The organism is Ruegeria sp. BE10 (assembly GCF_056538905.1).
Genome location: NZ_JBQFTX010000001.1, coordinates 39,236 through 64,284, shown reverse-complemented (window position 1 = coordinate 64,284; position 25,049 = coordinate 39,236). Strand labels below are relative to the sequence as shown.

Genomic DNA, 25,049 nt, shown 5'->3' with positions numbered 1-25,049 from the left:
TCACACAGCCCGGAAAAAGGGCGCGCTGTTCGAGGTGGCGAAAGCCAAAACACCCAAACGGGGACCACAGAACGCGGTTTGGAAAAGGAAAGACGCATGTTTGCGGTCCTCAAGACTGGCGGCAAGCAGTACAAGGTTCAGGCGGGCGATGTGCTCCGTGTTGAAAAGCTGGCTGCCGACGCAGGTGAAAAAGTTCAATTCAACGATGTTCTGATGCTGGGCGGTGACGCACCGGTTGTTGGCGCACCCTTCGTTGAAGGCGCAGGCGTTCAGGCCGAAGTGATCGAACAGATCAAAGGTGACAAGGTCATCAACTTCGTCAAGCGTCGTCGTAAGCACAGCTCGAAGCGTACCGTTGGCCACCGTCAGAAACTGACTCTGGTCAAAATCACTGACATCCTGGCATCGGGCGCTGACAAATCGGGCATCAAAGCTGCAACTGGTTCGGCACCTGCTGGCGAAGCTGCTCCGGCGGCGAAAAAGCCTGCCAAGAAAGCTGAAGCCAAAGCAGAGGCACCTGCCGCTGCTGCTGCTGCCGCTGATGATCTGACAGCCCTGAACGGTGTCGGTCCCGCCGCCGCCAAAAAGCTGGCCGACGCCGGTATCGAGAGCTTTGCCGCTCTGGCCGCCTTGTCGGACGAGCAGATTGCTGCTATCGACACCATCAAAGTGAAACCCGAATGGGTTGAGCAGGCCAAAGAACTGGCTAAAGGCTAAGGAGAGAGAGAATGGCACATAAAAAAGCTGGCGGTTCCTCCCGTAACGGTCGCGACTCAGCTGGTCGCCGCCTTGGCGTGAAACTGTATGGTGGCCAGGCCGCCATCGCAGGTAACATCATCGTGCGTCAGCGCGGCACCAAGTTCTGGCCGGGCGAAGGCGTAGGCATGGGCAAAGATCATACAATCTTTGCAACTGTCGACGGCGCTGTGAAGTTCCACAAAGGCCTCAAAAACCGCACCTTTATTTCGGTCCTGCCAGTGGCGGAGGCCGCAGAGTAAGCCGAAACCCATAAGGTTTGAAAATTCTTGGGGGACCGGCAGAAAATGCCGGTCCCCTTTCTCGTTTTAACGTAGTTTTGATTGAACGCACCTATGCCCGTCGCAACCACAAGTTTCCTGATTTTCGCCGCCAGTCAGGTCGGCACCCCAGGACCCGCCAATATGGTCCTGTTGGGAACTGGTGCGCGCTATGGTTTTCGGGCGGCACTTCCGTTTGTCGGGGGCGTCATTGTAGGGAAGCAATTGATCATCTGGCCTGTGGGCTTTGGCCTGCTGCAACTGGCCGATCAGGCGCCCGGGGTATTTACGGCGCTGAAATACGCGTCAGCAGCCTATATCATGTGGCTGGCCTGGAAGATCGCCAATACGCGCCTGTCGCGTCAGCAGGCTGATGGCAAAGCACCCGGGTTCTTGGCTGGTTTGATCGTTCATCCCTTAAATCCAAAGGCTTGGGCGATGATCATTGCAGGGTTTACCGGGTTTGTAGCGGCAGGGACGCCCAGTATTGAGGCCACAGTAACGATTGCTCTCTGTTTGTTGTTTTGTCAGGTCATTCTTCATCCAATTTGGACATTTGCGGGCGATAGAATTGCCCACGCGGTTGAAGGACGGCCAATTGAAAAATATCTGATGTGGACGTTAGCCAGTCTCACCGTTGCGTCCGTATTATTCGTGTTGTTCGGAGGAGGAACGCACTCATGAAGCTTGAGGCAATAATAAACCAGCCGGTCATTGAAACCGAGCGGTTCGATCTGCGACCATTGCGCCGGTCGGATTTGGGTCTCATTGAACATTATGCAGGTGATGAGCGCGTGGCGCGCATGACCACAGCAATTCCACATCCGCTGCCACCGGGTTCGACCGAAGCTTTTGTGACGCGCGCGATGTCCGAAGAACGCGATGAAGACGTCTGGGCAATGGATGCCACCAAAGATGGCGGTCCCGAGCTGATCGGCCTGATCTCGCTGACGCGCCTGGATCGCAACCAGTCCGAGGTGGGCTATTGGGTCGCGCCGGTCTATTGGAACACGGGCGTTGCCTCGATGGCGGTCGAAGCGCTGGTCAATGCCAACCCGTTGGAAAACGCCACTATGTTTGCCAGCGTTTTTCAGGACAATCCGGCCTCGGCGCGGGTGTTGACCCATTGCGGGTTTGAATATCTGGGTGATGCCGAAACCTATTCGGTGGCGCGTGATGCGAATGTGCCCACCTGGACGTATACTAAGAAACTCTGACTTGTGGCCGATGGGGCCTTTGCAGTAGGGGACAGTCATGAAATTTCTCGATCTTGCAAAGGTCTACATCCGGTCCGGTGCCGGAGGTGGCGGGTGCGTCAGCTTTCGGCGCGAAAAGTACATCGAATACGGCGGTCCCGATGGCGGTGATGGCGGTAAAGGCGGATCTGTCTGGGCCGAGGTCGTTGACGGATTGAACACCCTCATCGACTTCCGCTATCAGCAGCATTTCTTTGCCAAGAACGGTCAACCCGGTCGGGGTCAGCAGCGCACCGGCAAGGACGGCGACGACATTGTCTTGCGGGTGCCGGTTGGTACCGAGATTCTGGACGAAGACGAAGAAACCGTCATCTGCGATCTGACTGAGGTCGGTCAGCGGGTTTTGCTGGCCAAAGGCGGCAATGGCGGCTTCGGCAACCTGCACTTCAAATCTGCCACCAACCAGGCCCCGCGCCGGGCCAATCCGGGGCAGGCGGGGATCGACCGCACCATCTGGCTGCGGCTGAAACTGATCGCCGATGTGGGCTTGCTGGGCATGCCCAATGCTGGAAAGTCGACCTTTCTGGCCGCAACATCCAACGCCCGTCCGAAAATTGCGGATTATCCCTTTACCACGCTGCACCCGAACCTGGGTGTGGTCGGCGTTGATAACGTCGAGTTTGTCGTGGCTGACATTCCCGGCCTGATCGAAGGCGCCCACGAAGGCCGTGGGATCGGAGATCGTTTTCTGGGTCACGTGGAACGCTGCGCCGTTCTGCTGCATCTGGTTGATGGAACGTCTGAGACCGTGGCTGATGACTATCGGACCATTATTCACGAGCTTGAGGCTTATGGCGGCGAACTGGCTGAGAAACCTCGTATTACTGTGCTGAACAAGGTCGACGCACTGGATGACGAAGAACGCGAAGCGGCTAAGGCCGAGCTGGAAGAGGCCGTCGGCGGCCCCGTCATGACAATGTCCGGTGTGGCGCATCTGGGCGTGACCGAGGTTCTGCGCGCATTGCGTACCCAGATTGACGAAAACCGCCTGCGGCAAAAGCCCGTTGAGGAGGCGAAGACGTGGCAACCCTGACCTCAGCCAAGCGTCTGGTGGTCAAGATCGGGTCCGCCTTGCTGGTGGATCGGGACACGGGCCTTTTGCGCTCGGACTGGCTGCACTCCTTGGCGCAGGACGTAGCTTGGCTAAAGGGGCAGGGAACGGACGTCATTTTGGTGTCATCCGGGTCTATCGCGTTGGGTCGCGGGGTCTTGGGCTTGCCGATGGAGGCTTTGCCGCTGGAGAAATCTCAGGCTGCCGCTGCTGTAGGTCAGATCCGGCTGGCTCGCGCGTACGAGGAGGCGTTAACGCCGCATAAGATCACTACCGCGCAGGTCTTGGTGACGTTGGAGGACAGCGCCGACCGCCGCCGCTATCTGAACTCACGCGCGACACTTGAAACTTTGCTGGGTTTGGGTGTCGTGCCTATCGTCAACGAAAACGATACGGTCGCAACGGATGAAATCCGCTATGGCGACAATGATCGCTTGGCCGCACAGATCGCTGTCACGGTGGGCGCGGATCAGTTGATCCTGCTATCCGACGTGGACGGTTTCTATACCGGCAACCCGAATGAGGACGCCTCGGCCACGCGTTACGACGTGATCGAAGAAATTACGCCTAAGATCGAACAGATGGCGGGTGACGCTGGGTCAGGCCTGTCCAAAGGCGGAATGAAGACAAAGCTGCTAGCTGCAAAGATGGCGACAGCCGCCGGGTGTGATATGGCGATTACTGAAGGATCGCCGCTGAACCCTCTGAAATCACTTGAAAACGGTGCGAATTGCACTTGGTTCACCGCGACCCTGGACCCACATGCGGCCCGGAAACGGTGGATTTCGGCGATGAAACCACGTGGTGAAATCGTGGTGGACGCGGGCGCAGCACAGGCGCTTGGCAATGGCAAAAGCCTGTTGCCAGCAGGAATCGTTGAGGTGACCGGAGACTTTGGCCGTGGCGATCCTGTGGCCATTCTGGACCCGGAAGCGCGACGCTTGGCACAGGGCCTCAGCCGCTATACCGCGCAAGAAGCAGACGCGATCAAGGGGCGAAAATCCTCGGAAATCGAGGCGACTCTGGGTTATCCGGGCAGGGCCGTGCTGATCCACCGAGACGATTTGGCGCGGTAGCCGAGCGATGTTAGAACACCAAAAGACCGACTGAAAGGCATCTGAGATGAAGGATTTCGACAGCATCCCCACACTGATGGCCGATCTTGGAAAACGCGCCAAGAAAGCCTCGGCCGAATTGGCTTTTGCCAGCGCCGAACGGAAACATGCAGCCCTGATCGCCGCCGCTGATGCGGTTTGGGCCAACCGTGCCAGAATCATCGAGGCCAACAAGAAAGACCTGGAATTCGGTCGTGAAAAAGGGCTGAGCCCGGCAATGATGGATCGCCTGATGCTGGACGAGGCGCGCATTCAGGGCATGGTTGACGGGCTGCGCACGGTCGCGGATCAGGCTGATCCTGTGGGCGAGGTGCTGACCGAATGGGACATGCCCTCGGGTTTGCATATCCAGCGTGTGCGTACGCCTTTGGGTGTGATCGGTGTTATCTATGAAAGCCGCCCCAATGTGACAGCAGATGCCGGCGCGCTGTGCCTGAAATCGGGCAACGCGGTGATCCTTCGTGGCGGGTCCGAGAGCTTTCATTCTTCGGGAGCCATCCACGCTTGCCTGGTCCAAGGGCTAAAGGCCGCAAACCTGCCCGAGGATTCCATCCAACTGGTGCCGACGCGAGACCGCGCTGCGGTTCAGGAATTGCTTACCCTGACGGATTATGTCGATGTTATCGTCCCGCGCGGGGGTAAAGGCCTGGTGGGGCTGGTGCAGCGCGAGGCGCGCGTGCCTGTTTTCGCGCATCTTGAAGGCATCGTGCATATCTACATCGACAAAGCCGCCGATCCGCAGAAAACGCTAAACGTGGTGATGAACGCCAAAACCCGGCGGACCGGAATCTGCGGCGCAGCCGAATGCCTGTTGATCCATCAGGATGTGGTGGAAACACTGGGACGCGACGTCATCGCTGCGCTAATGGCCGCAGGTGTTGAGGTTCACGCCGAAGGCGCGCTGGCCCAGAATGGCACCGTGGCTGCGACGGCCGATGATTGGGGAAAGGAATTCCTCGACAGTATCATCGCGGCGAGACCGGTCGCTGATATTGATGAAGCCATCGCACATATCCGCCTCAATGGCTCGGACCATACCGACTGCATCATGACCGAGGACGAGACCGCCGCTGCACGGTTCTTTGAACGGCTCGACAGTGCGATCCTGATGCACAATGCCTCAACCCAATTTGCCGATGGGGGTGAGTTTGGTATGGGCGCCGAGATCGGCATTGCGACCGGTAAGATGCATGCGCGTGGCCCGGTGGGTGCGGCGCAGCTGACCAGCTTTCAGTATCTTGTGCGCGGGAATGGAACGACCCGGTCTTAAAACCGGATCACAACGCGGGTTGAGGTGGTTTCCGCCGCAACCCGCCGCCCCACCGACGTGGCAGTCTTTGGCAAAAGAGCAAACTGCACCTGTGCGGGCGTGACTTTATTGGGGTATCGCCCTGTCGGCAGATTCTTCCAAAGGTCATTATCCACATTCAGCTTGTCGGCTGATCCTGTGACCGTCCAGCTTTCAACATTTTGATCGATGGTCACTTCGCCCCCAAAAGGCATGGCGTTTTCGCAGCACATCAACGCCAGAAATGCCAGTTTGACCTGATTACGCGGCACCGCCTCGGTCAGGTGCCAGTTGACGCGCACGCGGCCTGCGCGTTCGACATCCTTTAACAGTTCCGAGACCTCGGTTCGGCCCAAGGGCTGATCGCTGGCTGAACCAAACGCCACGCGGAAAAACCGAATCCGCGCCCCGGCACTGCCAACACTGCCCGAGATAAGTTCCATCTCAGGCCCCTGGGCTGCGCCAACCATCTCAAGCAGCTCCAGACCGTTGGTGATCGCCCCGATGGGGCTGATCAAATCGTGACAGATCCGGGATCCGATCAACTCGGCTAGGTTGACTGTGGTGTCGCTCATGCGTACCTCCTGCTGCATCTGCCGCCGGACCGGAGCCCTCGCATGACAGACCTTAATGCTATTCTTGCACCGGGCATGTACGTCCGCCACCCCGATTATCCCGATTGGGGCGTTGGACAGGTGCAGTCCAACATTGGGGGCAAGATCACCGTGAACTTTCGCGAGCAGGGGAAAGTGGTGATTGACGGAACGCGCATCGCCCTGATGCCGGTCTTTGATCTGTGAAACTGGTTTAGGAAAGGTTAACGGCCCCGCGTATCCGCTCTTGTTGCCATCCCTACGGAAACTGCGGTATCAGCGCGCAAACAAGAACGGAACCATCAATGCCGGACGCAGGCCCTTCCTTTACCGTCAAACTTGCACAGACCGAGGACGAACTGCGCGCTGCCCAACGGCTGCGCTATGACGTGTTTGTTCGCGAACTGGGCGGTGGCGGAGAGATGGTAGATCATGACGCCGGACTGGAGCGCGACAAGTTCGATCCGTATTTTGATCACATGCTGGCGATAGACGACCTGACAGGCGAAGTTGTTGGCGTTTACAGGCTATTACCGGGCGAACGTGCTGCGGAACTGGGGCAGTTTTATTCCGAAGATGAATACGATCTGACTGTTTTGAAGCAAAGCGGTCGCAAGCTGTTGGAACTCGGCCGTTCATGCGTCCACCGTGACTATCGCGGGGGCACTGCCATGTATCACCTGTGGAACGGATTGGCGGCCTATGTAAACGAGCGTGATATCGAAGTTCTGTTCGGTGTCGCCAGCTTTCACGGAACGGATGTTCAGGAATTGGCGCAGCCCTTGTCGATGCTGCATCACAACCATCTCGCGCCGCCTGATTTGAGGGTGAGGGCACAACCAGAAGTATTTGAATCCATGGATCTTGTTGCGCCCGCCGATCTGGATCGCCGAGCTGCAATGGTTCAGGTTCCGGCATTGATCAAGGCCTATCTTCGCCTAGGAGGTTTCGTGGGAGAAGGCGCGTTCATCGACCATTCATTCAACACCACTGATGTTTGCCTGATCCTCGATACGGCCCGCATGAACGAGCGGCAGAAACGCATCTATGGCGGGGCATAAATTGGTGAACGAACCGCTTTGGAACAGCGAGGATGAACCAGACCCCATCAAACTGGGGTTGGTGGGGTGGATGTTGGTTTTTCTCCGCGGATTACCACTGGCCGTATTGGTGTTTGGAGGTTTGCTAGTTCTATTGGTCGTGCGCTTGATCGAGCGTCCGTTGTACGGCGTGCGCCGCCCCGTAACGCCGTTTATTTCGCAATTTGTCTGCCGCAATGCGTTTCGGATCCTCGGGATACGGTTTCGAACCTCGGGCGAATTGATGCAACAGCGCGGCGCTGTGGTTGCAAATCACACGTCATGGCTGGACATTTTCGCCTTGAATGCGCGCAAGCGCGTCTATTTCGTGTCCAAGGCCGAGGTGGCCAAATGGCCCGGTATCGGCTGGCTTGCCCGTGCAACAGGAACCGTGTTCATCGAGCGGGACCGCAAGAAAGCAAGAGAACAGACAAGAATATTCGAAACTCGCTTGAAAGCTGGTCATAAGCTGCTGTTTTTCCCCGAAGGGACCTCGACCGACGGGCAGCGCGTTTTACCCTTTAAAACAACTCTTTTCGCCGCGTTCTTCGCAGATGAATTGCGAGATTTCATGTATGTGCAGCCAGTCTCGGTTGTGTATCACGCGCCCAAAGGGCAACCCGACCGGTTTTATGGCTGGTGGGGAGATATGGATTTCGCCCCACACCTTTTGAAAACGCTGGGTGCGCGCGAGCAGGGTGCGGTTGAATTGATTTTTCATGCACCGGCCAAGGTTAGCGATTTCGAAAGCCGCAAGGCGCTGGCCGCATATTGTGAAGAGGCCGTGCGCCACGCGCACGCACTGGCACGGCTTGAAAAATAAGGGCGAAAAGCCCTTGCACTAGCTGAAAACCTGCCGTATACGCGCGCCATTCAAACCCGCAGGCGGGGTTTGGGCTTTTTGAGGGAGACATCCTCATCAAGACCGCCGGTTGGAGCATCCGCTTCTTTCACCCCCGCCCAGGCGTAAACCGGAAAAGGAAAATAGCATGGCTCTTCCCGAGTTCACCATGCGTCAGCTGCTGGAAGCTGGCGTTCACTTTGGTCACCAGACACAGCGTTGGAATCCCCGCATGGGCCCGTTCATCTACGGCTCGCGCAATGGTATCCACATCATGGACCTGACTCAGACCGTTCCGATGCTGGATCAGGCTCTGCAAGCCGTTCGTGACACCGTCGCAAAAGGTGGCCGCGTTCTGTTTGTCGGCACCAAGCGTCAGGCAGCTCAGCCCGTCGCTGAAGCAGCTGAAAAGTCGGCTCAGTACTACATGAACCACCGCTGGCTGGGCGGCACGCTGACCAACTGGAAAACCGTTTCTCAGTCGATCAACCGTCTGAACCAGATCGACGAAGCCATGGAATCGGGCGCCGAGGGCCTGACCAAGAAAGAGCGTCTGGGCATGGAACGTGACCAGGGCAAGCTGCAGGCTTCGCTGGGCGGTATCCGCGAAATGGGCGGCGTTCCTGATCTGCTGTTCGTCATCGACGTCAAAAAAGAAGCACTGGCCATCGCCGAAGCCAACAAACTGGGTATTCCGGTTGTGGCCGTTGTCGACACCAACTGCTCGCCCGACGGTGTTGATTACATCATTCCCGGCAACGACGACGCGGCGCGCGCGATTGCGCTGTACTGCGATCTGGCCGCACGGGCCGCTCTGGACGGTATGACCGCGCAGATGGGTGCAGCAGGCGTTGATCTGGGTGCGTTCGAAGAAGCTCCGGTTGAAGAAGCTGTTGCGGAAGAAGCACCCGCAGAAGAAGCCGCGCCGGAAGCCAAAGCCGAAGCGTAAGCTGCCCGTCACCTAAATGACATATGGGGCAGGGTAGACCTGCCCCAATTCCGTTTGAATTGAGGAGAGCCAAGAGATGGCAATCACAGCAGCAATGGTTAAAGAACTGCGCGACTCGACCGGCGCAGGCATGATGGACGCGAAAAAAGCGCTGACCGAAACCGAAGGTAACATGGACGAAGCCGTTGACTGGCTGCGCACCAAGGGCCTGGCCAAAGCGGCCAAGAAATCGGGCCGTACCGCTGCAGAAGGTCTGGTCGCTGTTCACGTCAACGGTGGCAACGGTGTTGCTGTCGAAGTGAACTCGGAAACCGACTTTGTCGCGAAAAACGCCGAGTTCCAGGAAATGGTTGGCAAGATCGCATATGCCGCAGAAGGCGTCGACAATGTCGAGGCGCTGCTGGCTGCTGATCTGGGCGGCAAGAATGTTGCGGACACTCTGACCGACAAAATCGCCACCATTGGTGAGAACATGTCGGTCCGCCGTATGGCCAAGCTGTCGGGCGACACTGTTGTGTCCTATGTCCACAATGCGGCCACCAACGGCATGGGCAAAATCGGTGTTCTGGTTGCTCTGTCTGGCGGCGATGAAGCCATCGGCAAACAAGTTGCAATGCACATCGCAGCCGTGAACCCGGCGGCCCTGTCCGAGGCAGACATGGACCCGGCTGTTGTTGAAAAAGAAAAGCAGGTTCAGATGGACATTGCCCGCGAATCCGGCAAGCCGGAGCAGGTGATCGAAAAGATGATCGTTGGTCGCATGAAGAAATTCGTCGCGGAATCCACATTGCTGAACCAGTCTTTCGTTGTGAACCCTGACCTGACCGTTGAAGCAGCGGCGAAAGAGGCAGGCGCAACCATCACCGGCTTTGTCCGTCTGGAAGTTGGCGAAGGCATCGTTGTCGAAAAAGAAGACTTCGCAGCAGAAGTTGCCAAAGCCGCACAGGGCTAAAAAAGCACTCCCGAACTCTGCAGAGTTCGGGGAGCCAAAGAAACCGGTCGCGCAAGTCGTGGCCGGTTTTTTTAGGCCACTCAAGCCATTGGCCAATAAAAAAGGACGCACTCGCGTCCTGAACGTTTCTGAAAAGGTATGAGGGGCCCCGCATGATGGGGATGGTCGAGGCCCCTCAAAATTCCGACAAACTGACGCGGACAAATAGGCGCCTTTGTGTCAGAGCGATTGGAGAGCCTTGGTATTACAAAGATCCAACCAAATGTTCCCTGGCTAAAGCCACCACTCACGGAACACTCTCACTTTGCAACCAGCCCCCCAGATTGGAAAGTCATGATTTCCTTACCTAGGGTAAATTGACGCTCCTGAGCGTCAATTCTCGGACCTTAGACCTCCATAACGAACATCTGATTCTGTAGTGACGCCTTCAGAACGGCCTGAGCGGTGGTTTCCACCGACAGTGCCTCGCGCGCCAATCGCAAATGTTTTTCGACCGTAGCCGATGTCAGCCCCATCAATAGGGCAATGTCCTGGGTGGTCTTGCCGTCACCGACCCATTGCAACGCTTCACGCTGGCGCTTGGTCAGCGCTCGGTTCGGCGCGTTATAGGGCAGGGTGAGGATTTTAAGATGCGCAACATTGTTCATCAGCAGGATATCGTCACCATGCTCATCCCACATCGCATCCACTTCGTCCTGGCTGGTCGCATTTCCGGCGGAAAGGGAAATCGCCCCCTTGGAACGCATCGAAACCGAGGTGAAACTGACTGTATATCCGAACGCAACGCCGTGCTTTCGATTGAATTCCAGAACGTCCAGTTCTTGCTGTGTTAATCCGCGGTTGGACACCAAATCTTGGGCAATATTCCAACTGGCGGCACCTTCGTTGCTTAGCGCCCATTTCAACATCGGAGCATGAAAATACAGGCCACCACGCAGGAATCCATCCAGATAGGACTTTCCATGATTGGTCAGAATCACGAAATCCTCTGGATCACCCAGCGATGTCTCGGTGCGGTATTGGGTGTAGCCATAGATCAGCCGATCAAACCCGTATTCGGCCATCTGACGGCAATGGGCGTCCCAAAGCTCTTCCAAAGTTTTGGTATAGCTGAGAAAGTGCAGGTATTCGCTCAGCTTCATGCAGTCGACCCGCCTTTCAGATGCGTCGCCAATCCGTCCAGAGCCATCACATAGCCCTGCGGGCCAAAGCCACAAATCTGGCCGATCGCCACCTTCGAGATATAGGACACGTGCCGGAATTCTTCGCGGGCATGGATGTTGGACAGGTGGACCTCGATCATTGGAAGTTCAACGGACGCAATCGCATCCATCAGGGCGATTGAGGTATGCGTATAAGCACCTGCGTTCAGAACAATACCGTCCTGATCCCCCTTGGCCGCGTGGATGGCATCAATCAGGGCACCTTCGTGGTTTGACTGAAAGCACGACACGTCAAGACCGATGGAAGATCCGTGGCTGACGCACAGATTCTCAACCATCTCCAGCGTGGTGCTTCCATAAACCTCGGGTTGTCGGGTGCCCAAAAGGTTCAGGTTCGGGCCATTCAAAATCAAAGCTTTGTGCATTATTTCACTGTTCCCATACCAGTTTCTTAAACGCGAACAGGTGGGAATGTCCACCGGCCAACGCGCGTATAGGGCGAGCGATTAAAGAAACCGTCAATCATATTCAGCCCTTGCAGGCATTGTCACCACGATTTTACCAAGGGCAGAACGGTTGGCCAGATGAGTCAGAGCTTTGGAGGCAAGGTCGAACGGATATTTGGCGCTGATCCGCGGTTTTATACGAGCATCGACGTATAACTTGAACAAATCATTCACATTTTTTGAATGCCCTACAGGATCGCGCAGCACCGATGCTCCCCAAAAAACCCCTACAATTTGGCAGCTTTTTAACAATGGCAGGTTCAGAGGTATTTTGGGAATGCCCGCCGGGAAACCGATCACAAGATATCGCCCGGCCCAGGCCATACTACGCAGCGCAGGTTCCGCATAATCTCCACCTACAGCATCATAAACGACATTTACACCTAACGGCCCTGCCAAATCTTTGATTCCCGATGAGAATTCTTTTTGTGCCTCTTTGTTCATCTCACGGGAGTAGATAAGCGTTTCATCCGCCCCCAAATCTCGGCAAAAATCCGCTTTGTCGGGCGAGGAGACTGCGGCAATCACACGTGCACCCATGGCCTTGCCCAGCTCAATCGCGGCAGACCCGACCCCTCCGGCAGCGCCCAGCACCAACAGGGTTTCCCCGGGCTGCAGGGCGGCGCGGTCTTTCAACGCGTGATAAGACGTGCCGTAGGTAAAGACAAAGCAGGCCGCATCCTCGTATGGCATCGAGCTTGGGAATTTAATGGCGGTTGCAGCGGAGATTGTTAGATGTGTTGAAAACCCGCCATGCCCGGTCAGCGCCAGAACACGGTCTCCAACGTTGAAACCCGTTACACCTTCGCCAAGGGCTAGAACGTCCCCGGCGATTTCACCGCCCGGCGCAAAGGGGCGGGGTGGCTTGATCTGATAGAGGTCCTGAATGATCAGTGTGTCGGGGAAATTAACGCCTGCGGCCCTAACCCCGATCAGCAAATCGCCTTTACCCGGTACTGGATCAGGCAGGCTGGTCAGCTCTAGTGTATCTGGCCCGCCCGGCGCGACGCTGAGTAAAGCTTGCATATTAAACCCGTTATCCCTGTTATTCGGATATGAGGAGCTTTGGCGCGGACCAATGAGTTGTCAAGAAATCAACCATTTCCCAGACGTGCCTATAGCCACTTTACCGAGGAGCAGACCATGACCCCCGACACGTTATTCTCATTGCAAGGCAAAACCGCACTGGTCACCGGTGGCGCAACAGGCATCGGGCGAATGGCGGCCGAGGCATTGGTGCGGGCAGGGGCGCGTGTTCTGATCGCATCCCGCAAGGCAGACGCCTGCGAAGCCGTTGCGGCTGAGCTGAACGCTTTGGATGCGCCCGGTCATGCCGAAGGGTTCGGCGGAGATGTTGCAACCAAAGATGGAATCGCGGCGCTTGTATCCGAGGTTAACAAGCGAACAGATCGCCTTGATATCCTAATGAATAATGCAGGCGTAACCTGGGGTGCGCCTATGGGACAATTCCCACATGAGGCCTGGGACAAGGTTATGTCGGTCAATGTCGCGGGTTTGTTCGAGCTGACCCAAAAACTGTTGCCGATGCTGATGCAGTCTGGCTTAGTTGACGACCCGGCGCGAGTGGTCAATGTCGGTTCGGTCATGGGTGAGGTGCCGATGGGCGATGGGGCCTATAGCTACTCGGCTTCGAAAGCGGCAGTGCTGCACCTGACCAAGGTCATGGCCAAGGAGTTTTCACCCTACCACATCACGGTCAACGCGCTGGCACCGGGGCCGTTCGTCTCGAAGATGACTGCCTTTGCCACGGCCGATGAAGAGACACGCGAAAGGGTTGGTAACTCGGTTCCTTTGGGTCGGGTTGGGCGCGATGAGGATATTGCCGGCTGTATGCTGTTCCTATGCGGTCGTGGCGGCAGCTATGTCACCGGTGCAGTGATCCCGGTGTCCGGTGGGATCAACGTCGAGACGGCCGGGAACATATTTGCCGAAGCTTTGTGAGGATTCAGGCGTAGATGGACAGCACGAGTTTGAATCTGGCAGCTGTGGATGCGTACCTCAAGTCGCATCTTCCGGGCTATTGTGGGCCGTTGCAGGCGAGAAAGTTTGCGATAGGGCAATCCAATCCGACCTTTTTGCTGAAGACCCCCGATCAGTCTTATGTTCTGCGTCGCAAGCCTCCGGGTGCGTTATTGAAATCTGCCCATGCGGTGGATCGGGAATTCCGTGTTCAAAGCGCGTTGGCCAACAGTGCCGTACCGGTCCCCAAAATGTACCTGCTGTGCGAGGATGGCGATGTCATCGGGTCGGATTTTTATGTTATGGAGCATCTGGAAGGGCGCGTATTTCTAGAACCTACATTGAGCGGGGAAACCGATGCCACCCGCTCCGCAGTGCTGGATGAAGTGAACCGTGTACTGGCCGACCTCCACGAGGTGGATATCGATGCCGCCGGACTATCTGACTATGGCCCCCCCGGAAACTACTTTGAACGCCAGATTGCGCGCTGGATCAAACAGTACCGCGCCTCTGAGACCGCAAATATCCCCGAGATGGATGCGCTGATGACCGCCCTTGAAGGTTCGATACCCGCAGATGACGGCCAAAGAACGCTGGTGCATGGTGATTACCGTATCGACAATCTGATGTTTGAGAAAGACGGCACACAGTGCATCGGGGTTCTGGATTGGGAATTGTCGACGATCGGGCATCCGTATGCAGATTTGGCGGCAGTTATCATGCAGTGGCAGATGCCGCCGGGTGCCGAGGGCAGGGGTCTGGCCGGAATTGATCGGGCAAGTCTAGGGCTGCCCTCAGATCAGGCATTTATCGATCAGTATTGCCAGCGTCGTGGCCTTTCCGGGATCGACAATTTCGGGTTTTATCTAGCCTTTAACTTCTTTCGTATGGCCGCGATTTTGCAGGGGGTCTTCAAACGCGCGCAGGACGGAAATGCTTCCGACCCGGAACGGGCGATGATACTTGGTTCGTATGTTCCAATATTCGCACGCCACGGGCTGGACGCCATAGAAGGCTAAGGGGTTTTTGACAGCTCCAACCCTAGATTTCCCAGACTATTCTTGCCAAAGAACATTTCGGACCCCGCAAACATGCTGGGAACGCCGAACACACCGCGTTTTACGGCAGCCTTGGTCTGGTCTTTCAGTTGTTGCTTGATGTCGACGCTGGTCATCGCCTCGCGTATTTTACGCGCTGGCAGATCGTTCTCTTGCATGATTTCCGACAGAACACCCAGTTCATCGACCTTCTGACCATGCACCCAAATCGCATCGAAAACAGCGTTCATATATTTGTCTTCCCAGGGTTTTCCGGACGCAAACACAGCCCCACGCATGGCAAATTTGGTGTTAATCGGAAAATGAGGACTCATGTGAAAGCTCAGGCCCCGCGTGCGCGCAAATCGATGCAGATCATGAGTCAGATAGGCCGATTTCTGACGGTTTTCCGAAAAGGCCTGAAACGGGCTTTGGTTGTTGGTCACCTTGAAAACCGTCGACAGCAGGACCGGCACATTGTTCACCTGCACACCGTGTTCGCCTGCCAAGTCCGGCAAGGTCTTAAACGCCAAAAATGCATTGGGACTGCAAAAATCATAAACGAAATCTATATGTTGCGCCATGTTGCTCCTCCGAGAATTTGAACACTAGAAATGAACCAACTCGTGACAAGCGAATCCGCTACGACCCTAGTGTAACAGGCTTGCAGTCCGTGTGGTCGATTTCCCTGTCAATTCAGCACGTAAGCCCGCAAGATCGCGCCCATGTACCAAGGGGTTAATCATCAATGACAAACTTCGACGCGAACCGCCTGAGCCGCATTGCCGACTGGATGCAGCGTTATGTCGATGAGCAAAAATACGCGGGCAACTCCCTGTTGGTGAAACACAAGGGTTCCGAGGTGTTTTTCAACGCCTGCGGCAAAAGAAGCGTTGAAGATGATCTGGATTTTCAGCGCGATACAGTTGTGCGCATTTATTCAATGACCAAACCGATCACCACTGTCGCTCTGATGATGCTGGCCGAGCGGGGTTTGTTTCACCTCGATGCGCAACTATCAGAATTTCTGCCAGAATTTTCCAAAATGCAGGCACTGATTCCGGGGGCCGCGCGGTTAGATCAAACCGAAGACGCACCTACGCCGACGCTGCATCAACTCCTGACGCATACAAGTGGGTTCAGCTATCCCTTCAACCCCGGAGTGCTGCCGCTAGCGATGGATGAACAGGACCTTATGTTCAAACCAGATCAAGGTCTTCTAGCCGATCGCGTCCGAGACCTCGCTGCTCTGCCTATGGCATTTCAACCGGGCACTCGCTGGGAATATTCCGTGGGCATCGACGTAATTGGTCGCGTGATCGAGGTTGTTTCGGGCCAAACTCTGGACCAGTTTTTCGCGACGGAAATTCTTGAACCGCTTGAAATGAAGGACACCGGGTTTTCAGTGCCAAAAGGGGCAGGGGATCGGTTTGCGTCGCTGTACACTCCGTTGGCCGGGGACGCGATGGCCTTGAATTCGGCACAAACCGGTGCCGAGACCCTGCGGCTGGTTGATCAGGCCAAAGGGTCTCCGTTCGAAAACGCTACGACGTTTTCGGGTGGCGGCGGCTTGGTTGGCACGATCGACGACTATTCACGGTTTGCGGAGATATTGCGAAATCGCGGGCAGGGCGCGGGACACCGCATTTTAGGTCCCAAAACTGTGGACTACATGATGCGCAACCATTTGCCAGGCGACATCGCCTCGATGGGTCCGCAAAGTTTCGCAGAACAGCCCATGGAGGGTACCGGATTCGGCCTGGGCGGTGCTGTGGTGATAAACCCCGGTCGAACCCGAGTGCCAGGCTCATTGGGGGATTTTGGCTGGGGCGGCATGGCGTCGACATACTTTTGGATCGACCGGGTCAACGACCTGACCACAGTCTTCTTCACCCAGTTGTCACCCTCCAGTTCATACCCATCGCGGGCAGAGCTAAAGGCGCTTGTCCTCGGGGCATTGATTGAATGACGTTCTGACCGCTGATACCCAAGACTTAAAACACCCGGAGACCGCAACATGACCGAAGCAGAACGTATTCTTCTGGACCTTTTGGACATCGAAAGGCTTGAGGTTGATCTGTTCCGTGGCACAGGATCCGGAGGTGAAACACCAACACGCATATTCGGAGGTCAGGTGATCGCTCAGGCCCTAGCAGCGGCTTATCGAACTGTCGAAGATCGCCTGTGCCACTCACTGCACGCTTATTTCATTCGCGCTGGTGATCCGTCTATTCCTGTTATTTATCAAGTTGATAGAGCGCGTGATGGAGGTTCCATGACCACACGTCGCGTCGTTGCGATCCAACATGGCAAACAAATCCTCAACATGTCAGCTTCGTTTCATGTTCAGGACGAAGGATGGGATCACCAGCACGCCATGCCGCAGACCAAAGCACCCGAAGCTTATCCGGCCCGCGAGGAATTGCGCCAAAGATACGTGGACCAGGTTCCCGAAAAATTACGCGAAGAACTGCTGCGAGAACGTCCAATCGAGGTGCGCGAAGTGGATCACCAAAATCCATTTTCCCCCGAAAAATCAGACGACCGAAACCAGATCTGGTTTCGCATGAAAGCTGCCGCCGGAACTGATCCGGTGACGCAGCATCTGATTCTGGCTTATGCGTCTGACATGTACCTGATGACGTCCGGCCTGCGCCCGCATGGGCTTAGTTGGTTTGCCGGAGACGTCAACGGAGCAAGCCTGGATCACGCTTTGTGGTTCCACGCGCCGATAAATTTCGAAAACTGGCATCTATACGCAATGGATTCTCCCTGGAGCGGGCAGGGACGTAATTTCAATCGTGGGTCCATTTATGCCCAAGACGGCACACTGGTCGCTTCGGTGGCGCAGGAAGGTTTGATGCGCAAGGTGCGGCACAAACCTTAGGTATCTTCGATAAACCGCTGATTTAGCTTTTGCATTCCGGACAGCCAGCGATCGTAGTCACCAGCTTTAAGTTGCATGTAATCCCGAACCTCGGGATGCGGCAGGACCAGAAATTGCTCGGACTGAATAGCTGAAAGACAGGCATCAGCCACTTCTTTAGGCTCTAACATGCCGTCTATTGCAGCGACCGAAGTTTCATGCCCGCGCGTCATTTCGGAGCGAACCGCCTGTGGGCATAGAACGGACACACGCAAACCTTTCTGGCCGTATGTAATTGACAGCCACTCGGCAAATCCGACTGCCGCATGCTTTGTGACGGCATACGGTGCGGCGCCGGGTTGATTTAGCAAGCCAGCCGCAGACGCCGTGATCATGATATAACCACCGCCACGCGCAACCATACGCGGCACCATATGGCGCGCGGTCCAGACGTGGGACATGACATTGATCTTCCAGATGCGATCCCAATCCTGGTCATGAACATCCAGACCGCCAAGTGTGAGAATACCGGCATTGGCACAGAAAAGATCAATGGGTCCAATTTCGTTTTCAACAGTGTTGATCAGAGTTTTGATATCGTCTTCGCTCGACACATCGCATGCCAGTCCGTGACCTCCGATTTGTGAGGCCACGGATTTTGCGCCGCGCTGGTTGATATCTGAACAGACAACAGTGGCACCGTCTTTGGCGAACCGCTCAACCAGACCTTTGCCAATACCCTGAGCGGCACCGGTGACAACCACAGTTTTTCCGCGCAGTTCCATTCAGCTTATTCAAACGACAGTTCAGTGAACCGTCGTAATCCATTGTTAAAATAGTGTAATTGGCATATCAGGCATATCATCTTTTTACCATAATACCAATTACACGCAAACCTTAATAGAATGCCTGCAACCCGGTTTGAGCCCGCCCCAGGATCAGCGCATGCACATCATGGGTCCCTTCATAGGTATTCACAGTCTCAAGATTGACCATGTGGCGAATGACATGGAACTCCAGCGAGATACCGTTACCGCCGTGCATATCCCGCGACATCCGAGCGATATCCAGTGCTTTACCGCAGTTGTTGCGCTTGACGATCGAAATCATCTCGGGTGCGGCGTTCGCCTCATCCATCAGACGGCCAACACGCAGGCTTGCCTGCAAGCCCAATGAGATTTCGGTCTGCATGTCTGCCAGCTTGCGTTGAAACAGCTGCGTCTGCGCCAGCGGACGATTGAATTGTTTTCGATCCAACCCGTATTCGCGCGCGGTGTGCCAGCAGTTTTCAGCCGCCCCCATCACGCCCCAGCTGATGCCATAACGCGCACGGTTTAAACAGCCAAACGGACCTTTCAGCCCCTGAACGTGCGGCAACAGCGCGTTTTCGTCGACATCAACGCCGTCCAAAACGATTTCGCCGGTGATCGACGCCCGTAGGCTCAGCTTGTTCTGAATTTTCGGAGCGCTCAGTCCCTTAAGACCTTTGTCCAAGACAAAGCCACGGATCTTACCGTCATGGGCGTCAGACTTGGCCCAAATCACAAACACATCCGCAATCGGAGAGTTCGAGATCCACATCTTGCTGCCGGTCAAACGGTATCCGCCGTCTATTTTTTCGGCCCGAGTTTTCATACCTGCCGGGTCCGATCCTGCATCAGCCTCGGTCAGACCGAAACACCCGATCCATTCACCGCTGGCCAGTTTCGGCAGGTATTTCCGGCGCTGTTCTTCGCTGCCATAGGCATAAATTGGGTACATCACCAATGAGCTTTGCACCGACATCATCGAGCGATAGCCCGAATCTACACGCTCAACTTCGCGCGCGACCAGACCGTAGGACACGTACCCTGCCCCCAGTCCGCCGTATTCCTCGGGGATCGTGGTGCCCAGCAGGCCCATTTCACCCATTTCGCGGAAGATCTCGGGGTCGGTTTCTTCGTTCTGATAAGCCTCGGTCACCCTTGGTTGCAGCTTTTCCTGCGCATAAGCGTTGGCGCTGGCGGCGATCATACGTTCGTCTTCCGTCAGTTGATCGGACAAACGAAAAGGATCATCCCATGTGAATTTACCCATATCAGGCGCATCTTTGGCGCGCAGAGTTGGCTTGGTGTCAGGGGCGTTCATGGTGCTTCTCCGCTCAATCAACTTCGCGGCAAACTAACCCGGCCTTTCAGCAAAAGACAGTAAGAGTTTGGCATCTGACTATGAGCAAAACTCATACCCCTGCCCCGACCTTCAACCCAGAGCGTAACCGGCGCCGCGAACGGTTCGAACCGGGTCCTTGCCGCCATGCTGCGTCAGTGCTTTTCGCAACCGACCGATATGGACGTCTACGGTGCGCGTATCGACATAGATATCGCGGCCCCAAACCCGGTCAAGCAGTTGCTCGCGGCTCCAGACGCGGCCGGGTTTTTCCATGAATGTGCTCAGCAGGCGAAACTCGGTTGGGCCAAGTTTTAATGGTTTGCTGTTACGGCTCACCTTGTGCGTTTCCGCGTCCAGAATGATGTCGTCAAATTCAAGACGTATACCAACAGTTGCCGGGCGGACCCGGCGCAGCTGCGTTCGCACCCGCGCCATCAGTTCAACCACTGAATACGGTTTGACCACATAATCATCTGCGCCGGTTTCCAGACCGCGCACCTTGTCGATCTCTTCCGTACGCGCCGACAGCATGATGATCGGAATTGCGCGGGTATCAGGGCGCATTTTAAGACGGCGACAGACCTCAATCCCGCTGAGATTCGGCATCATCCAATCCAATACGATGATGTCAGGCTGTTCCTCGTCGACCAACAGCATGGCTTCATCGCCATTGGCGGCCTTGGATACGCGGAACCCTTCAGCTTCGAGGTTATAGGCCAGCACTTCACGTTGGGCCGGTTCATCCTCGACCACCAGAACGGTTGGTTGATCAGCGGACATTCGTCTGAACTCCTAGGCGGATTGAGAGGTTATATCGGCTTTCGGGCGCGCCTCGGTCGGGCGCTCGCCGGTGACGAAATACACGACCTGTTCTGCAATCGCGGTGACATGGTCACCCATACGCTCGATGTTCTTGGCGATGAAATGCAGGTGCATACAGGACGAGATATTGCGCGGGTCCTCGGCCATGAAAGTCAGCAATTCGCGGAACAGACCGTTATACATCTGGTCGACCTCTTCATCGCGGTCGATCACCTCGGCGGCCAGTTCGGCATCACGCTGAATATATGCGTCCAGTGCGTCGCGCAGCATGCGTTCAACCTCGCGCGCCATACGACGCAAGGCAGCCGCGCTGCCGTTGATATCCCCCCCACTGGCCAGAACCGTGGTGCGCTTGGCGATGTTTTTGGAATAGTCGCCGATGCGTTCCAGGTTGGCAGATACCTTCAGAACTGACAGCACCAGACGTAAATCGCTGGCGGTCGGCGCACGCAGCGCGATCAGGCGGGCGGTTTCTTCGTTGATCAACTCTTCCAGAGCGTCGATGGCCTTGTCACCTTGACGAACTTGCTGAGCCAGTTCCTCGTCGCGTGTTTCAAGGGACCGGGCCGAGTTCATGATGGCGGCTTCGACCAGACCGCCCATCTTCATGATATGGGCCTGAATGGCTTCTAGGTCGCGGTCGAAGGCGGATGCAATATGTTGTTCGCTCATATCTGAATACCTGTGTTCAGCCGATCCGGCCGGTGATGTAGCTTTCCGTGCGGGGATCGACGGGATTGGTAAAGATTTGCCCGGTTTCCCCAAATTCCACCAGATTGCCCAGATGGAAAAATGCGGTCTTCTGGCTGACCCGTGCGGCCTGCTGCATCGAGTGAGTGACAATCACCACCGAATAGCGCGCGCGCAGGTCGTCGATCAGTTCTTCAACCTGAGCGGTTGCAATCGGGTCCAGGGCCGAGCATGGCTCGTCCATCAGCAGAACCTCGGGCTCCGTCGCCACAGCGCGGGCGATGCACAGGCGCTGTTGCTGACCGCCGGACAGGCCGGTGCCAGGGGCGTCCAGGCGGTCCTTTACCTCGTCCCAGATCGCACCGCGGCGCAGGGATTTTTCCACGATTTCATCCAGTTCCGCCTTGTTTTTCGCAAGACCGTGAATGCGCGGACCGTAGGCCACGTTGTCATAGATCGACTTGGGGAACGGATTGGGTTTCTGAAACACCATGCCCACTTTTGCACGCAGTTGTACTGGGTCGACGCGCTTGTCATAGATATCCTCGCCATCCAGCAGGATATCGCCCTGCACCCGGCAAATGTCGATCGTGTCGTTCATCCGGTTCAAGCACCGCAGAAAAGTGGACTTGCCGCAGCCCGACGGCCCGATGAATGCCGTGACGGTTTTGTCCTCGATTTCAACATTTACGTCTTTGATGGCGTGCGTATCGCCGTAATGGACCTGAACGTTATTCGCGGCGATCTTGATGTTTTTGGAGTCCACGTTTCTCTCCACACTTGTCATCTGGTTCATCTTGGGCCCCTTTTACCAGCGGCGTTCAAAGCGGCGGCGCAGAAGTACCGCGATGGTGTTCATTGTCACAAGGAAGATCAACAGAATGATGATGCCCCCCCATGCGCGTTCATAAAAGGCCGGGTCGGCGCGCTTGGACCATTCATAGATCTGCGCCGGCATGGCCGAGTTTGGCGACAGGAAGCCCGCGACGATGCCATCCGGTGGGTTCGAGGCGATAAAGCCCACCATTCCGATCAGCAGTAGGGGCGCGGTTTCTCCCAGCGCCTGCGCCAGGCCGATGATCGTGCCAGTCAAGATGCCGGGCGCGGCCAGAGGCAGAACGTGATGGAACACCGCCTGCATTTTCGAGGCCCCTACCCCCAACGCTGCATCACGGATCGACGGCGGAACCGCCTTCAGCGACGCGCGGGTCGATATGATGATCGTCGGCAAGGTCATCAGCGTCAGCACCAGACCACCGACCAGCGGAGCGGATGTCGGGAGGTGCATATAGTTGATGAACACGGCCAGACCCAGAATACCAAACACGATGGACGGCACGGCAGCGAGGTTCGAAATGTTTACCTCAATGATATCAGTCAGTCGGTTCTGCGGTGCGAATTCCTCAAGATAGATTGAGGCCGCAACGCCAATCGGAAGCGCTAGCGCAAGCACCACAAACATCATGAACAGCGAACCCAGCATCGATACACCGATCCCCGCAGCCTCGGGCCGCTGATCAGATGCGTCCGAGCCAAAGATGAAATCAGGGTTGAAGGCTTTGTACAGCACGCCCGCATCCCGCAACTGATCAACGAAATCAAGTTGTTCGACCGTGATGCTCTTATCGTTGGCAATCGACTCACGTGTGACACGGCCCTTCAAATAGCCATCGACGCGGCTGTTGGTCAAAAAGCGGAAACTGACCGTTTTGCCGATCTCATCTGGGTTGGCGATGACGTAATTGCGCAGCTCGGCTTGCGCTGCCTTGGACAGGATTTTACCCATTGCCTTGGGTTTCAGATCGGTCTGAATGCCCAGCTCTTGAACTTCGGCTTCCAGAGCCGATGCAATAAGGGGCGCGTAACCGAAGGTCGAAACCTTCTTGATGTCCTCAATATTGCGGTTGCCCTTCTTATCAAGCTTGTCGGCCTTTAGCTCGACATTCAGTTCAAGATAGGTCTGCTGGAAGGCCCCGGTCCCAGCGGTCACAATATTCGTGACCAGCACGACCAGCATCAGCAACCCGATACCGATTGCGGCGACACCGTACATCTTGAACCGACTTTCAGCCGCATTGCGCCGCTTGGTGCGCGCGTCCTTTTCAAACAGCGAACCGCCCTTGGGTTTCGCCGCAGGAGCAGCGCCAGGTGTTTGGGAAATATCGGTCATTCGTACTGCTCCCGGTATTTGCGTACGATGTAGAGGGCAAAGATGTTCAGCCCCAGCGTTATGATGAACAGTGTCAGACCCAGTGCGAAGGCCACCAGTGTCTCGGGGCTGGCAAAGTCGGTGTCGCCGGTCAGCTGGCTGACGATCCGGGTTGTAATGGTGGTCATTGCCTCGAACGGGTTGCCCGAGAACTTGGCGATTGCACCGGCGGCCATCACCACGATCATCGTCTCACCAATGGCGCGGCTGGCGGCCAGCAGAATCGCGCCCACGATCCCCGGCAGCGCGGCGGGCAGAACCACCTGACGCACGGTTTCAGATTTCGTCGCGCCCAGTCCAAGCGAGCCATCCCGGATCGACTGTGGCACCGCGTTGATGATGTCATCAGACAGTGATGAGACAAACGGGATTAGCATGATGCCCATCACCAAACCAGCGGTCAGAACGGCATTGGAACTTGCCATCCACCCCAACCCCAACGCGCCGCCATTTCCGAATAGGGACACCAGCGCAGGCCCCACGGTCAGCAAGGCAAACAGGCCGTAAACGATGGTTGGAATACCCGCGAGGATTTCCAGCAAAGGTTTCGCGACCGACCGCGTCACGGTCGAGGCGTATTCTGACAGATACACAGCCGCAAACAGGCCAATGGGCACCGCCACCAACAGGGCAATCACCGAGATATAGAGCGTACCCCACAAAAGCGGCAGGATCGATAGCTCACTCCCACCGCGGAAATTCGGGGCCCAGGTGCTGCCGAAGAAAAAGTCTTTCCACGAGTGTAGTTGGAAGAAGTTCAGCGTCTCGAAGAACATCGACAAGACGATGCCTACGGTGGTCAGAATAGCAATCGACGCAGCCAGTAGCAGCAAGGCCAGAACACCTTGCTCGACCACGTTGCGCGCGCGGAATTCCTTATTCGTGCGAACATAAGCAAAGGCCGCACCCAACAAGGCCAGCGCCAGCACTACGACCTGCATCGCCACAGACCCGCTGCTGGTCATGCTGCGGTATTTCTGAGCGTCCATCAAGATTGGCTGGGTGATATCTTGCGTCAGAACCTGGCCCGCGTCCTTCAGGGCCGCGGTCAGTGTATCAATATCCGCATTCGCGTTCTGCGCTTGTGCCTCGGTCATCGTGCCAGCGGCAACAGCACCGTTCAGGCCGTCAGCCACGCGGCGCACCTCGCTCATAACAAGGCCGCGATCCGACCCTTCGGCGATCGCGTTGTCAGGGATCAAACCGGATATTGCGTTGTCGATGATCATTGGCTGCACCAAAAGCCAGATGATCAGTACGCCCAAGGCCGGAACAAGCGCCGTGAAGGCAACATTGTAGCCGTAATAAGACGGCAACGAATGCAGTTCGCGGGCGTTACCCCCCGCGCTAGCCAGGGCTCGGGAACGGCCCGTGAAATATCCGATCACTGCCAGCGCAAGCAGGATTAGCAACAGCCATGATAACGCCATGAGAACTCCGTGAGGATGGCAGTGAGTGGAGCCAAAAAGAACCGGGGCGTGAAGAAAA

The 25,049-nt window shown here is 56.2% G+C and carries 28 protein-coding genes; 16 read left to right on the top strand and 12 right to left on the bottom strand.

Annotated features, from left to right (window positions below; translation table 11 throughout):
• The first annotated feature begins 96 nt into the window (after positions 1-96).
• The 7 genes from ACR0M2_RS00350 to ACR0M2_RS00320 all read left to right on the top strand — a co-directional run bounded on the left by ACR0M2_RS00350 (position 97) and on the right by ACR0M2_RS00320 (position 5,708).
• Positions 97-717 (top strand): 50S ribosomal protein L21, encoded by a 621-nt coding sequence (locus ACR0M2_RS00350; protein WP_170375320.1) that lies wholly within the window; start codon positions 97-99, stop codon positions 715-717.
• Positions 718-728: 11 nt separating this feature from the next.
• The gene (gene rpmA, locus ACR0M2_RS00345; protein ID WP_010440093.1) at positions 729-998 is read left to right on the top strand and encodes a 50S ribosomal protein L27; all 270 of its coding nucleotides are present in this window, start codon (positions 729-731) and stop codon (positions 996-998) included.
• 93 nt (positions 999-1,091) lie between these two features.
• Positions 1,092-1,700: a LysE family translocator gene (locus tag ACR0M2_RS00340; RefSeq protein ID WP_170375322.1), complete on the top strand. Its 609-nt coding sequence runs from the start codon at positions 1,092-1,094 to the stop codon at positions 1,698-1,700.
• Positions 1,697-2,233 carry a GNAT family N-acetyltransferase gene (locus ACR0M2_RS00335; RefSeq protein WP_170358452.1) on the top strand — a complete coding sequence of 179 codons (537 nt, stop codon included), beginning with the start codon at positions 1,697-1,699 and terminating at the stop codon, positions 2,231-2,233. Before ACR0M2_RS00340 ends, ACR0M2_RS00335 begins: the two co-directional genes overlap by 4 nt.
• Positions 2,234-2,270: 37 nt before the next feature.
• Positions 2,271-3,305: a GTPase ObgE gene (gene obgE, locus ACR0M2_RS00330; protein ID WP_170348696.1), complete on the top strand. Its 1,035-nt coding sequence runs from the start codon at positions 2,271-2,273 to the stop codon at positions 3,303-3,305.
• Positions 3,293-4,399 carry a glutamate 5-kinase gene (gene proB, locus ACR0M2_RS00325; protein WP_480703743.1) on the top strand — a complete coding sequence of 369 codons (1,107 nt, stop codon included), beginning with the start codon at positions 3,293-3,295 and terminating at the stop codon, positions 4,397-4,399. The genes obgE and proB overlap by 13 nt, the downstream gene beginning before the upstream one ends.
• 46 nt (positions 4,400-4,445) lie before the next feature.
• Entirely contained in the window at positions 4,446-5,708 is a 1,263-nt protein-coding gene (locus ACR0M2_RS00320) for a glutamate-5-semialdehyde dehydrogenase (RefSeq protein ID WP_170358456.1), read from the top strand.
• Here ACR0M2_RS00320 and ACR0M2_RS00315 read toward each other — a convergent pair.
• Positions 5,705-6,301: a histidine phosphotransferase family protein gene (locus tag ACR0M2_RS00315; protein ID WP_480703742.1), complete on the bottom strand. Its 597-nt coding sequence runs from the start codon at positions 6,299-6,301 to the stop codon at positions 5,705-5,707. The two genes, ACR0M2_RS00320 and ACR0M2_RS00315, sit on opposite strands and share 4 nt — an antisense overlap.
• Positions 6,302-6,343: 42 nt before the next feature.
• On the opposite strand from ACR0M2_RS00315, the gene ACR0M2_RS00310 reads away from it, so the two are divergent.
• The 5 genes from ACR0M2_RS00310 to tsf all read left to right on the top strand — a co-directional run bounded on the left by ACR0M2_RS00310 (position 6,344) and on the right by tsf (position 10,140).
• The gene (locus ACR0M2_RS00310; protein WP_170348700.1) at positions 6,344-6,526 is read left to right on the top strand and encodes a DUF3553 domain-containing protein; all 183 of its coding nucleotides are present in this window, start codon (positions 6,344-6,346) and stop codon (positions 6,524-6,526) included.
• Positions 6,527-6,624: 98 nt separating this feature from the next.
• On the top strand, positions 6,625-7,380 hold the full coding sequence (gene olsB / locus ACR0M2_RS00305) for an L-ornithine N(alpha)-acyltransferase (protein WP_170375332.1): 756 nt from the start codon (positions 6,625-6,627) through the stop codon (positions 7,378-7,380).
• Complete coding sequence (gene olsA / locus ACR0M2_RS00300) at positions 7,367-8,221, top strand: lyso-ornithine lipid O-acyltransferase (protein ID WP_480703741.1); 855 nt, start codon at positions 7,367-7,369, stop codon at positions 8,219-8,221. Before olsB ends, olsA begins: the two co-directional genes overlap by 14 nt.
• 166 nt (positions 8,222-8,387) lie before the next feature.
• On the top strand, positions 8,388-9,188 hold the full coding sequence (gene rpsB / locus ACR0M2_RS00295) for a 30S ribosomal protein S2 (protein WP_170348703.1): 801 nt from the start codon (positions 8,388-8,390) through the stop codon (positions 9,186-9,188).
• A 76-nt stretch (positions 9,189-9,264) separates the two neighbouring features.
• Entirely contained in the window at positions 9,265-10,140 is an 876-nt protein-coding gene (gene tsf / locus ACR0M2_RS00290) for a translation elongation factor Ts (RefSeq protein WP_170348704.1), read from the top strand.
• Between the two features lie 386 nt (positions 10,141-10,526).
• Here tsf and ACR0M2_RS00285 read toward each other — a convergent pair whose 3' ends face one another.
• From ACR0M2_RS00285 to ACR0M2_RS00275, 3 genes are all read right to left on the bottom strand, one after another.
• Entirely contained in the window at positions 10,527-11,282 is a 756-nt protein-coding gene (locus tag ACR0M2_RS00285) for a helix-turn-helix transcriptional regulator (protein WP_170348705.1), read from the bottom strand.
• Complete coding sequence (aroQ, locus tag ACR0M2_RS00280; protein ID WP_170505288.1) at positions 11,279-11,728, bottom strand: type II 3-dehydroquinate dehydratase; 450 nt, start codon at positions 11,726-11,728, stop codon at positions 11,279-11,281. Before aroQ ends, ACR0M2_RS00285 begins: the two co-directional genes overlap by 4 nt.
• A 93-nt stretch (positions 11,729-11,821) precedes the next feature.
• Entirely contained in the window at positions 11,822-12,835 is a 1,014-nt protein-coding gene (locus tag ACR0M2_RS00275; RefSeq protein ID WP_480703740.1) for an NADPH:quinone oxidoreductase family protein, read from the bottom strand.
• Between the two features lie 117 nt (positions 12,836-12,952).
• On the opposite strand from ACR0M2_RS00275, the gene ACR0M2_RS00270 reads away from it, so the two are divergent.
• Positions 12,953-13,771, top strand: coding sequence for an SDR family oxidoreductase (locus ACR0M2_RS00270; RefSeq protein ID WP_480703739.1), 819 nt, complete (start codon positions 12,953-12,955; stop codon positions 13,769-13,771).
• A gap of 14 nt (positions 13,772-13,785) precedes the next feature.
• Complete coding sequence (locus ACR0M2_RS00265; protein ID WP_480703738.1) at positions 13,786-14,808, top strand: phosphotransferase family protein; 1,023 nt, start codon at positions 13,786-13,788, stop codon at positions 14,806-14,808.
• Here ACR0M2_RS00265 and ACR0M2_RS00260 read toward each other — a convergent pair.
• Entirely contained in the window at positions 14,805-15,410 is a 606-nt protein-coding gene (locus tag ACR0M2_RS00260) for a 2-hydroxychromene-2-carboxylate isomerase (RefSeq protein WP_170348710.1), read from the bottom strand. The two genes, ACR0M2_RS00265 and ACR0M2_RS00260, sit on opposite strands and share 4 nt — an antisense overlap.
• A gap of 164 nt (positions 15,411-15,574) precedes the next feature.
• Here ACR0M2_RS00260 and ACR0M2_RS00255 point away from each other — a divergent pair, with 164 nt between their 5' ends.
• Entirely contained in the window at positions 15,575-16,795 is a 1,221-nt protein-coding gene (locus ACR0M2_RS00255) for a serine hydrolase domain-containing protein (protein ID WP_480703737.1), read from the top strand.
• A gap of 48 nt (positions 16,796-16,843) precedes the next feature.
• Positions 16,844-17,713 (top strand): acyl-CoA thioesterase, encoded by an 870-nt coding sequence (locus ACR0M2_RS00250; RefSeq protein ID WP_480703736.1) that lies wholly within the window; start codon positions 16,844-16,846, stop codon positions 17,711-17,713.
• Here the strand turns inward: ACR0M2_RS00250 and ACR0M2_RS00245 are convergent.
• From ACR0M2_RS00245 to pstC, 7 genes are all read right to left on the bottom strand, one after another.
• On the bottom strand, positions 17,710-18,477 hold the full coding sequence (locus ACR0M2_RS00245; RefSeq protein WP_480703735.1) for an SDR family oxidoreductase: 768 nt from the start codon (positions 18,475-18,477) through the stop codon (positions 17,710-17,712). The two genes, ACR0M2_RS00250 and ACR0M2_RS00245, sit on opposite strands and share 4 nt — an antisense overlap.
• A 112-nt stretch (positions 18,478-18,589) precedes the next feature.
• Positions 18,590-19,819, bottom strand: a complete 1,230-nt coding sequence (locus ACR0M2_RS00240; RefSeq protein ID WP_480703734.1) for an acyl-CoA dehydrogenase — start codon at positions 19,817-19,819, stop codon at positions 18,590-18,592.
• A 111-nt stretch (positions 19,820-19,930) separates the two neighbouring features.
• A complete protein-coding gene (gene phoB / locus ACR0M2_RS00235) occupies positions 19,931-20,620 on the bottom strand; it encodes a phosphate regulon transcriptional regulator PhoB (protein ID WP_170348715.1) in 690 nt (229 codons plus the stop codon).
• A 12-nt stretch (positions 20,621-20,632) separates the two neighbouring features.
• The gene (phoU, locus tag ACR0M2_RS00230) at positions 20,633-21,334 is read right to left on the bottom strand and encodes a phosphate signaling complex protein PhoU (protein ID WP_058281268.1); all 702 of its coding nucleotides are present in this window, start codon (positions 21,332-21,334) and stop codon (positions 20,633-20,635) included.
• Positions 21,335-21,350: 16 nt separating this feature from the next.
• Positions 21,351-22,148 carry a phosphate ABC transporter ATP-binding protein PstB gene (gene pstB / locus ACR0M2_RS00225; RefSeq protein WP_170348716.1) on the bottom strand — a complete coding sequence of 266 codons (798 nt, stop codon included), beginning with the start codon at positions 22,146-22,148 and terminating at the stop codon, positions 21,351-21,353.
• Positions 22,149-22,160: 12 nt separating this feature from the next.
• On the bottom strand, positions 22,161-23,522 hold the full coding sequence (gene pstA, locus ACR0M2_RS00220; protein WP_170348717.1) for a phosphate ABC transporter permease PstA: 1,362 nt from the start codon (positions 23,520-23,522) through the stop codon (positions 22,161-22,163).
• The gene (gene pstC / locus ACR0M2_RS00215) at positions 23,519-24,991 is read right to left on the bottom strand and encodes a phosphate ABC transporter permease subunit PstC (protein ID WP_480703733.1); all 1,473 of its coding nucleotides are present in this window, start codon (positions 24,989-24,991) and stop codon (positions 23,519-23,521) included. Before pstC ends, pstA begins: the two co-directional genes overlap by 4 nt.
• Positions 24,992-25,049: the final 58 nt, after the last annotated feature.

What these genes read in the sequence shown, in the direction of transcription:
- ACR0M2_RS00270 (WP_480703739.1), top strand. Translation starts at nt 12,953, where the DNA reads ATGACCCCCGACACGTTATTCTCATTGCAAGGCAAAACCGCACTGGTC.
- olsA (WP_480703741.1), top strand. Translation starts at nt 7,367, where the DNA reads ATGGCGGGGCATAAATTGGTGAACGAACCGCTTTGGAACAGCGAGGAT.
- ACR0M2_RS00255 (WP_480703737.1), top strand. Translation starts at nt 15,575, where the DNA reads ATGACAAACTTCGACGCGAACCGCCTGAGCCGCATTGCCGACTGGATG.
- ACR0M2_RS00250 (WP_480703736.1), top strand. Translation starts at nt 16,844, where the DNA reads ATGACCGAAGCAGAACGTATTCTTCTGGACCTTTTGGACATCGAAAGG.
- ACR0M2_RS00320 (WP_170358456.1), top strand. Translation starts at nt 4,446, where the DNA reads ATGAAGGATTTCGACAGCATCCCCACACTGATGGCCGATCTTGGAAAA.
- ACR0M2_RS00350 (WP_170375320.1), top strand. Translation starts at nt 97, where the DNA reads ATGTTTGCGGTCCTCAAGACTGGCGGCAAGCAGTACAAGGTTCAGGCG.
- ACR0M2_RS00275 (WP_480703740.1), bottom strand. Translation starts at nt 12,835, where the DNA reads ATGCAAGCTTTACTCAGCGTCGCGCCGGGCGGGCCAGATACACTAGAG.
- ACR0M2_RS00240 (WP_480703734.1), bottom strand. Translation starts at nt 19,819, where the DNA reads ATGAACGCCCCTGACACCAAGCCAACTCTGCGCGCCAAAGATGCGCCT.
- ACR0M2_RS00310 (WP_170348700.1), top strand. Translation starts at nt 6,344, where the DNA reads ATGACAGACCTTAATGCTATTCTTGCACCGGGCATGTACGTCCGCCAC.
- pstA (WP_170348717.1), bottom strand. Translation starts at nt 23,522, where the DNA reads ATGACCGATATTTCCCAAACACCTGGCGCTGCTCCTGCGGCGAAACCC.
- rpsB (WP_170348703.1), top strand. Translation starts at nt 8,388, where the DNA reads ATGGCTCTTCCCGAGTTCACCATGCGTCAGCTGCTGGAAGCTGGCGTT.
- phoB (WP_170348715.1), bottom strand. Translation starts at nt 20,620, where the DNA reads ATGTCCGCTGATCAACCAACCGTTCTGGTGGTCGAGGATGAACCGGCC.
- ACR0M2_RS00245 (WP_480703735.1), bottom strand. Translation starts at nt 18,477, where the DNA reads ATGGAACTGCGCGGAAAAACTGTGGTTGTCACCGGTGCCGCTCAGGGT.
- ACR0M2_RS00265 (WP_480703738.1), top strand. Translation starts at nt 13,786, where the DNA reads ATGGACAGCACGAGTTTGAATCTGGCAGCTGTGGATGCGTACCTCAAG.
- olsB (WP_170375332.1), top strand. Translation starts at nt 6,625, where the DNA reads ATGCCGGACGCAGGCCCTTCCTTTACCGTCAAACTTGCACAGACCGAG.
- rpmA (WP_010440093.1), top strand. Translation starts at nt 729, where the DNA reads ATGGCACATAAAAAAGCTGGCGGTTCCTCCCGTAACGGTCGCGACTCA.
- aroQ (WP_170505288.1), bottom strand. Translation starts at nt 11,728, where the DNA reads ATGCACAAAGCTTTGATTTTGAATGGCCCGAACCTGAACCTTTTGGGC.
- ACR0M2_RS00335 (WP_170358452.1), top strand. Translation starts at nt 1,697, where the DNA reads ATGAAGCTTGAGGCAATAATAAACCAGCCGGTCATTGAAACCGAGCGG.
- pstC (WP_480703733.1), bottom strand. Translation starts at nt 24,991, where the DNA reads ATGGCGTTATCATGGCTGTTGCTAATCCTGCTTGCGCTGGCAGTGATC.
- obgE (WP_170348696.1), top strand. Translation starts at nt 2,271, where the DNA reads ATGAAATTTCTCGATCTTGCAAAGGTCTACATCCGGTCCGGTGCCGGA.
- tsf (WP_170348704.1), top strand. Translation starts at nt 9,265, where the DNA reads ATGGCAATCACAGCAGCAATGGTTAAAGAACTGCGCGACTCGACCGGC.
- pstB (WP_170348716.1), bottom strand. Translation starts at nt 22,148, where the DNA reads ATGAACCAGATGACAAGTGTGGAGAGAAACGTGGACTCCAAAAACATC.
- ACR0M2_RS00260 (WP_170348710.1), bottom strand. Translation starts at nt 15,410, where the DNA reads ATGGCGCAACATATAGATTTCGTTTATGATTTTTGCAGTCCCAATGCA.
- ACR0M2_RS00315 (WP_480703742.1), bottom strand. Translation starts at nt 6,301, where the DNA reads ATGAGCGACACCACAGTCAACCTAGCCGAGTTGATCGGATCCCGGATC.
- ACR0M2_RS00340 (WP_170375322.1), top strand. Translation starts at nt 1,092, where the DNA reads ATGCCCGTCGCAACCACAAGTTTCCTGATTTTCGCCGCCAGTCAGGTC.
- phoU (WP_058281268.1), bottom strand. Translation starts at nt 21,334, where the DNA reads ATGAGCGAACAACATATTGCATCCGCCTTCGACCGCGACCTAGAAGCC.
- ACR0M2_RS00285 (WP_170348705.1), bottom strand. Translation starts at nt 11,282, where the DNA reads ATGAAGCTGAGCGAATACCTGCACTTTCTCAGCTATACCAAAACTTTG.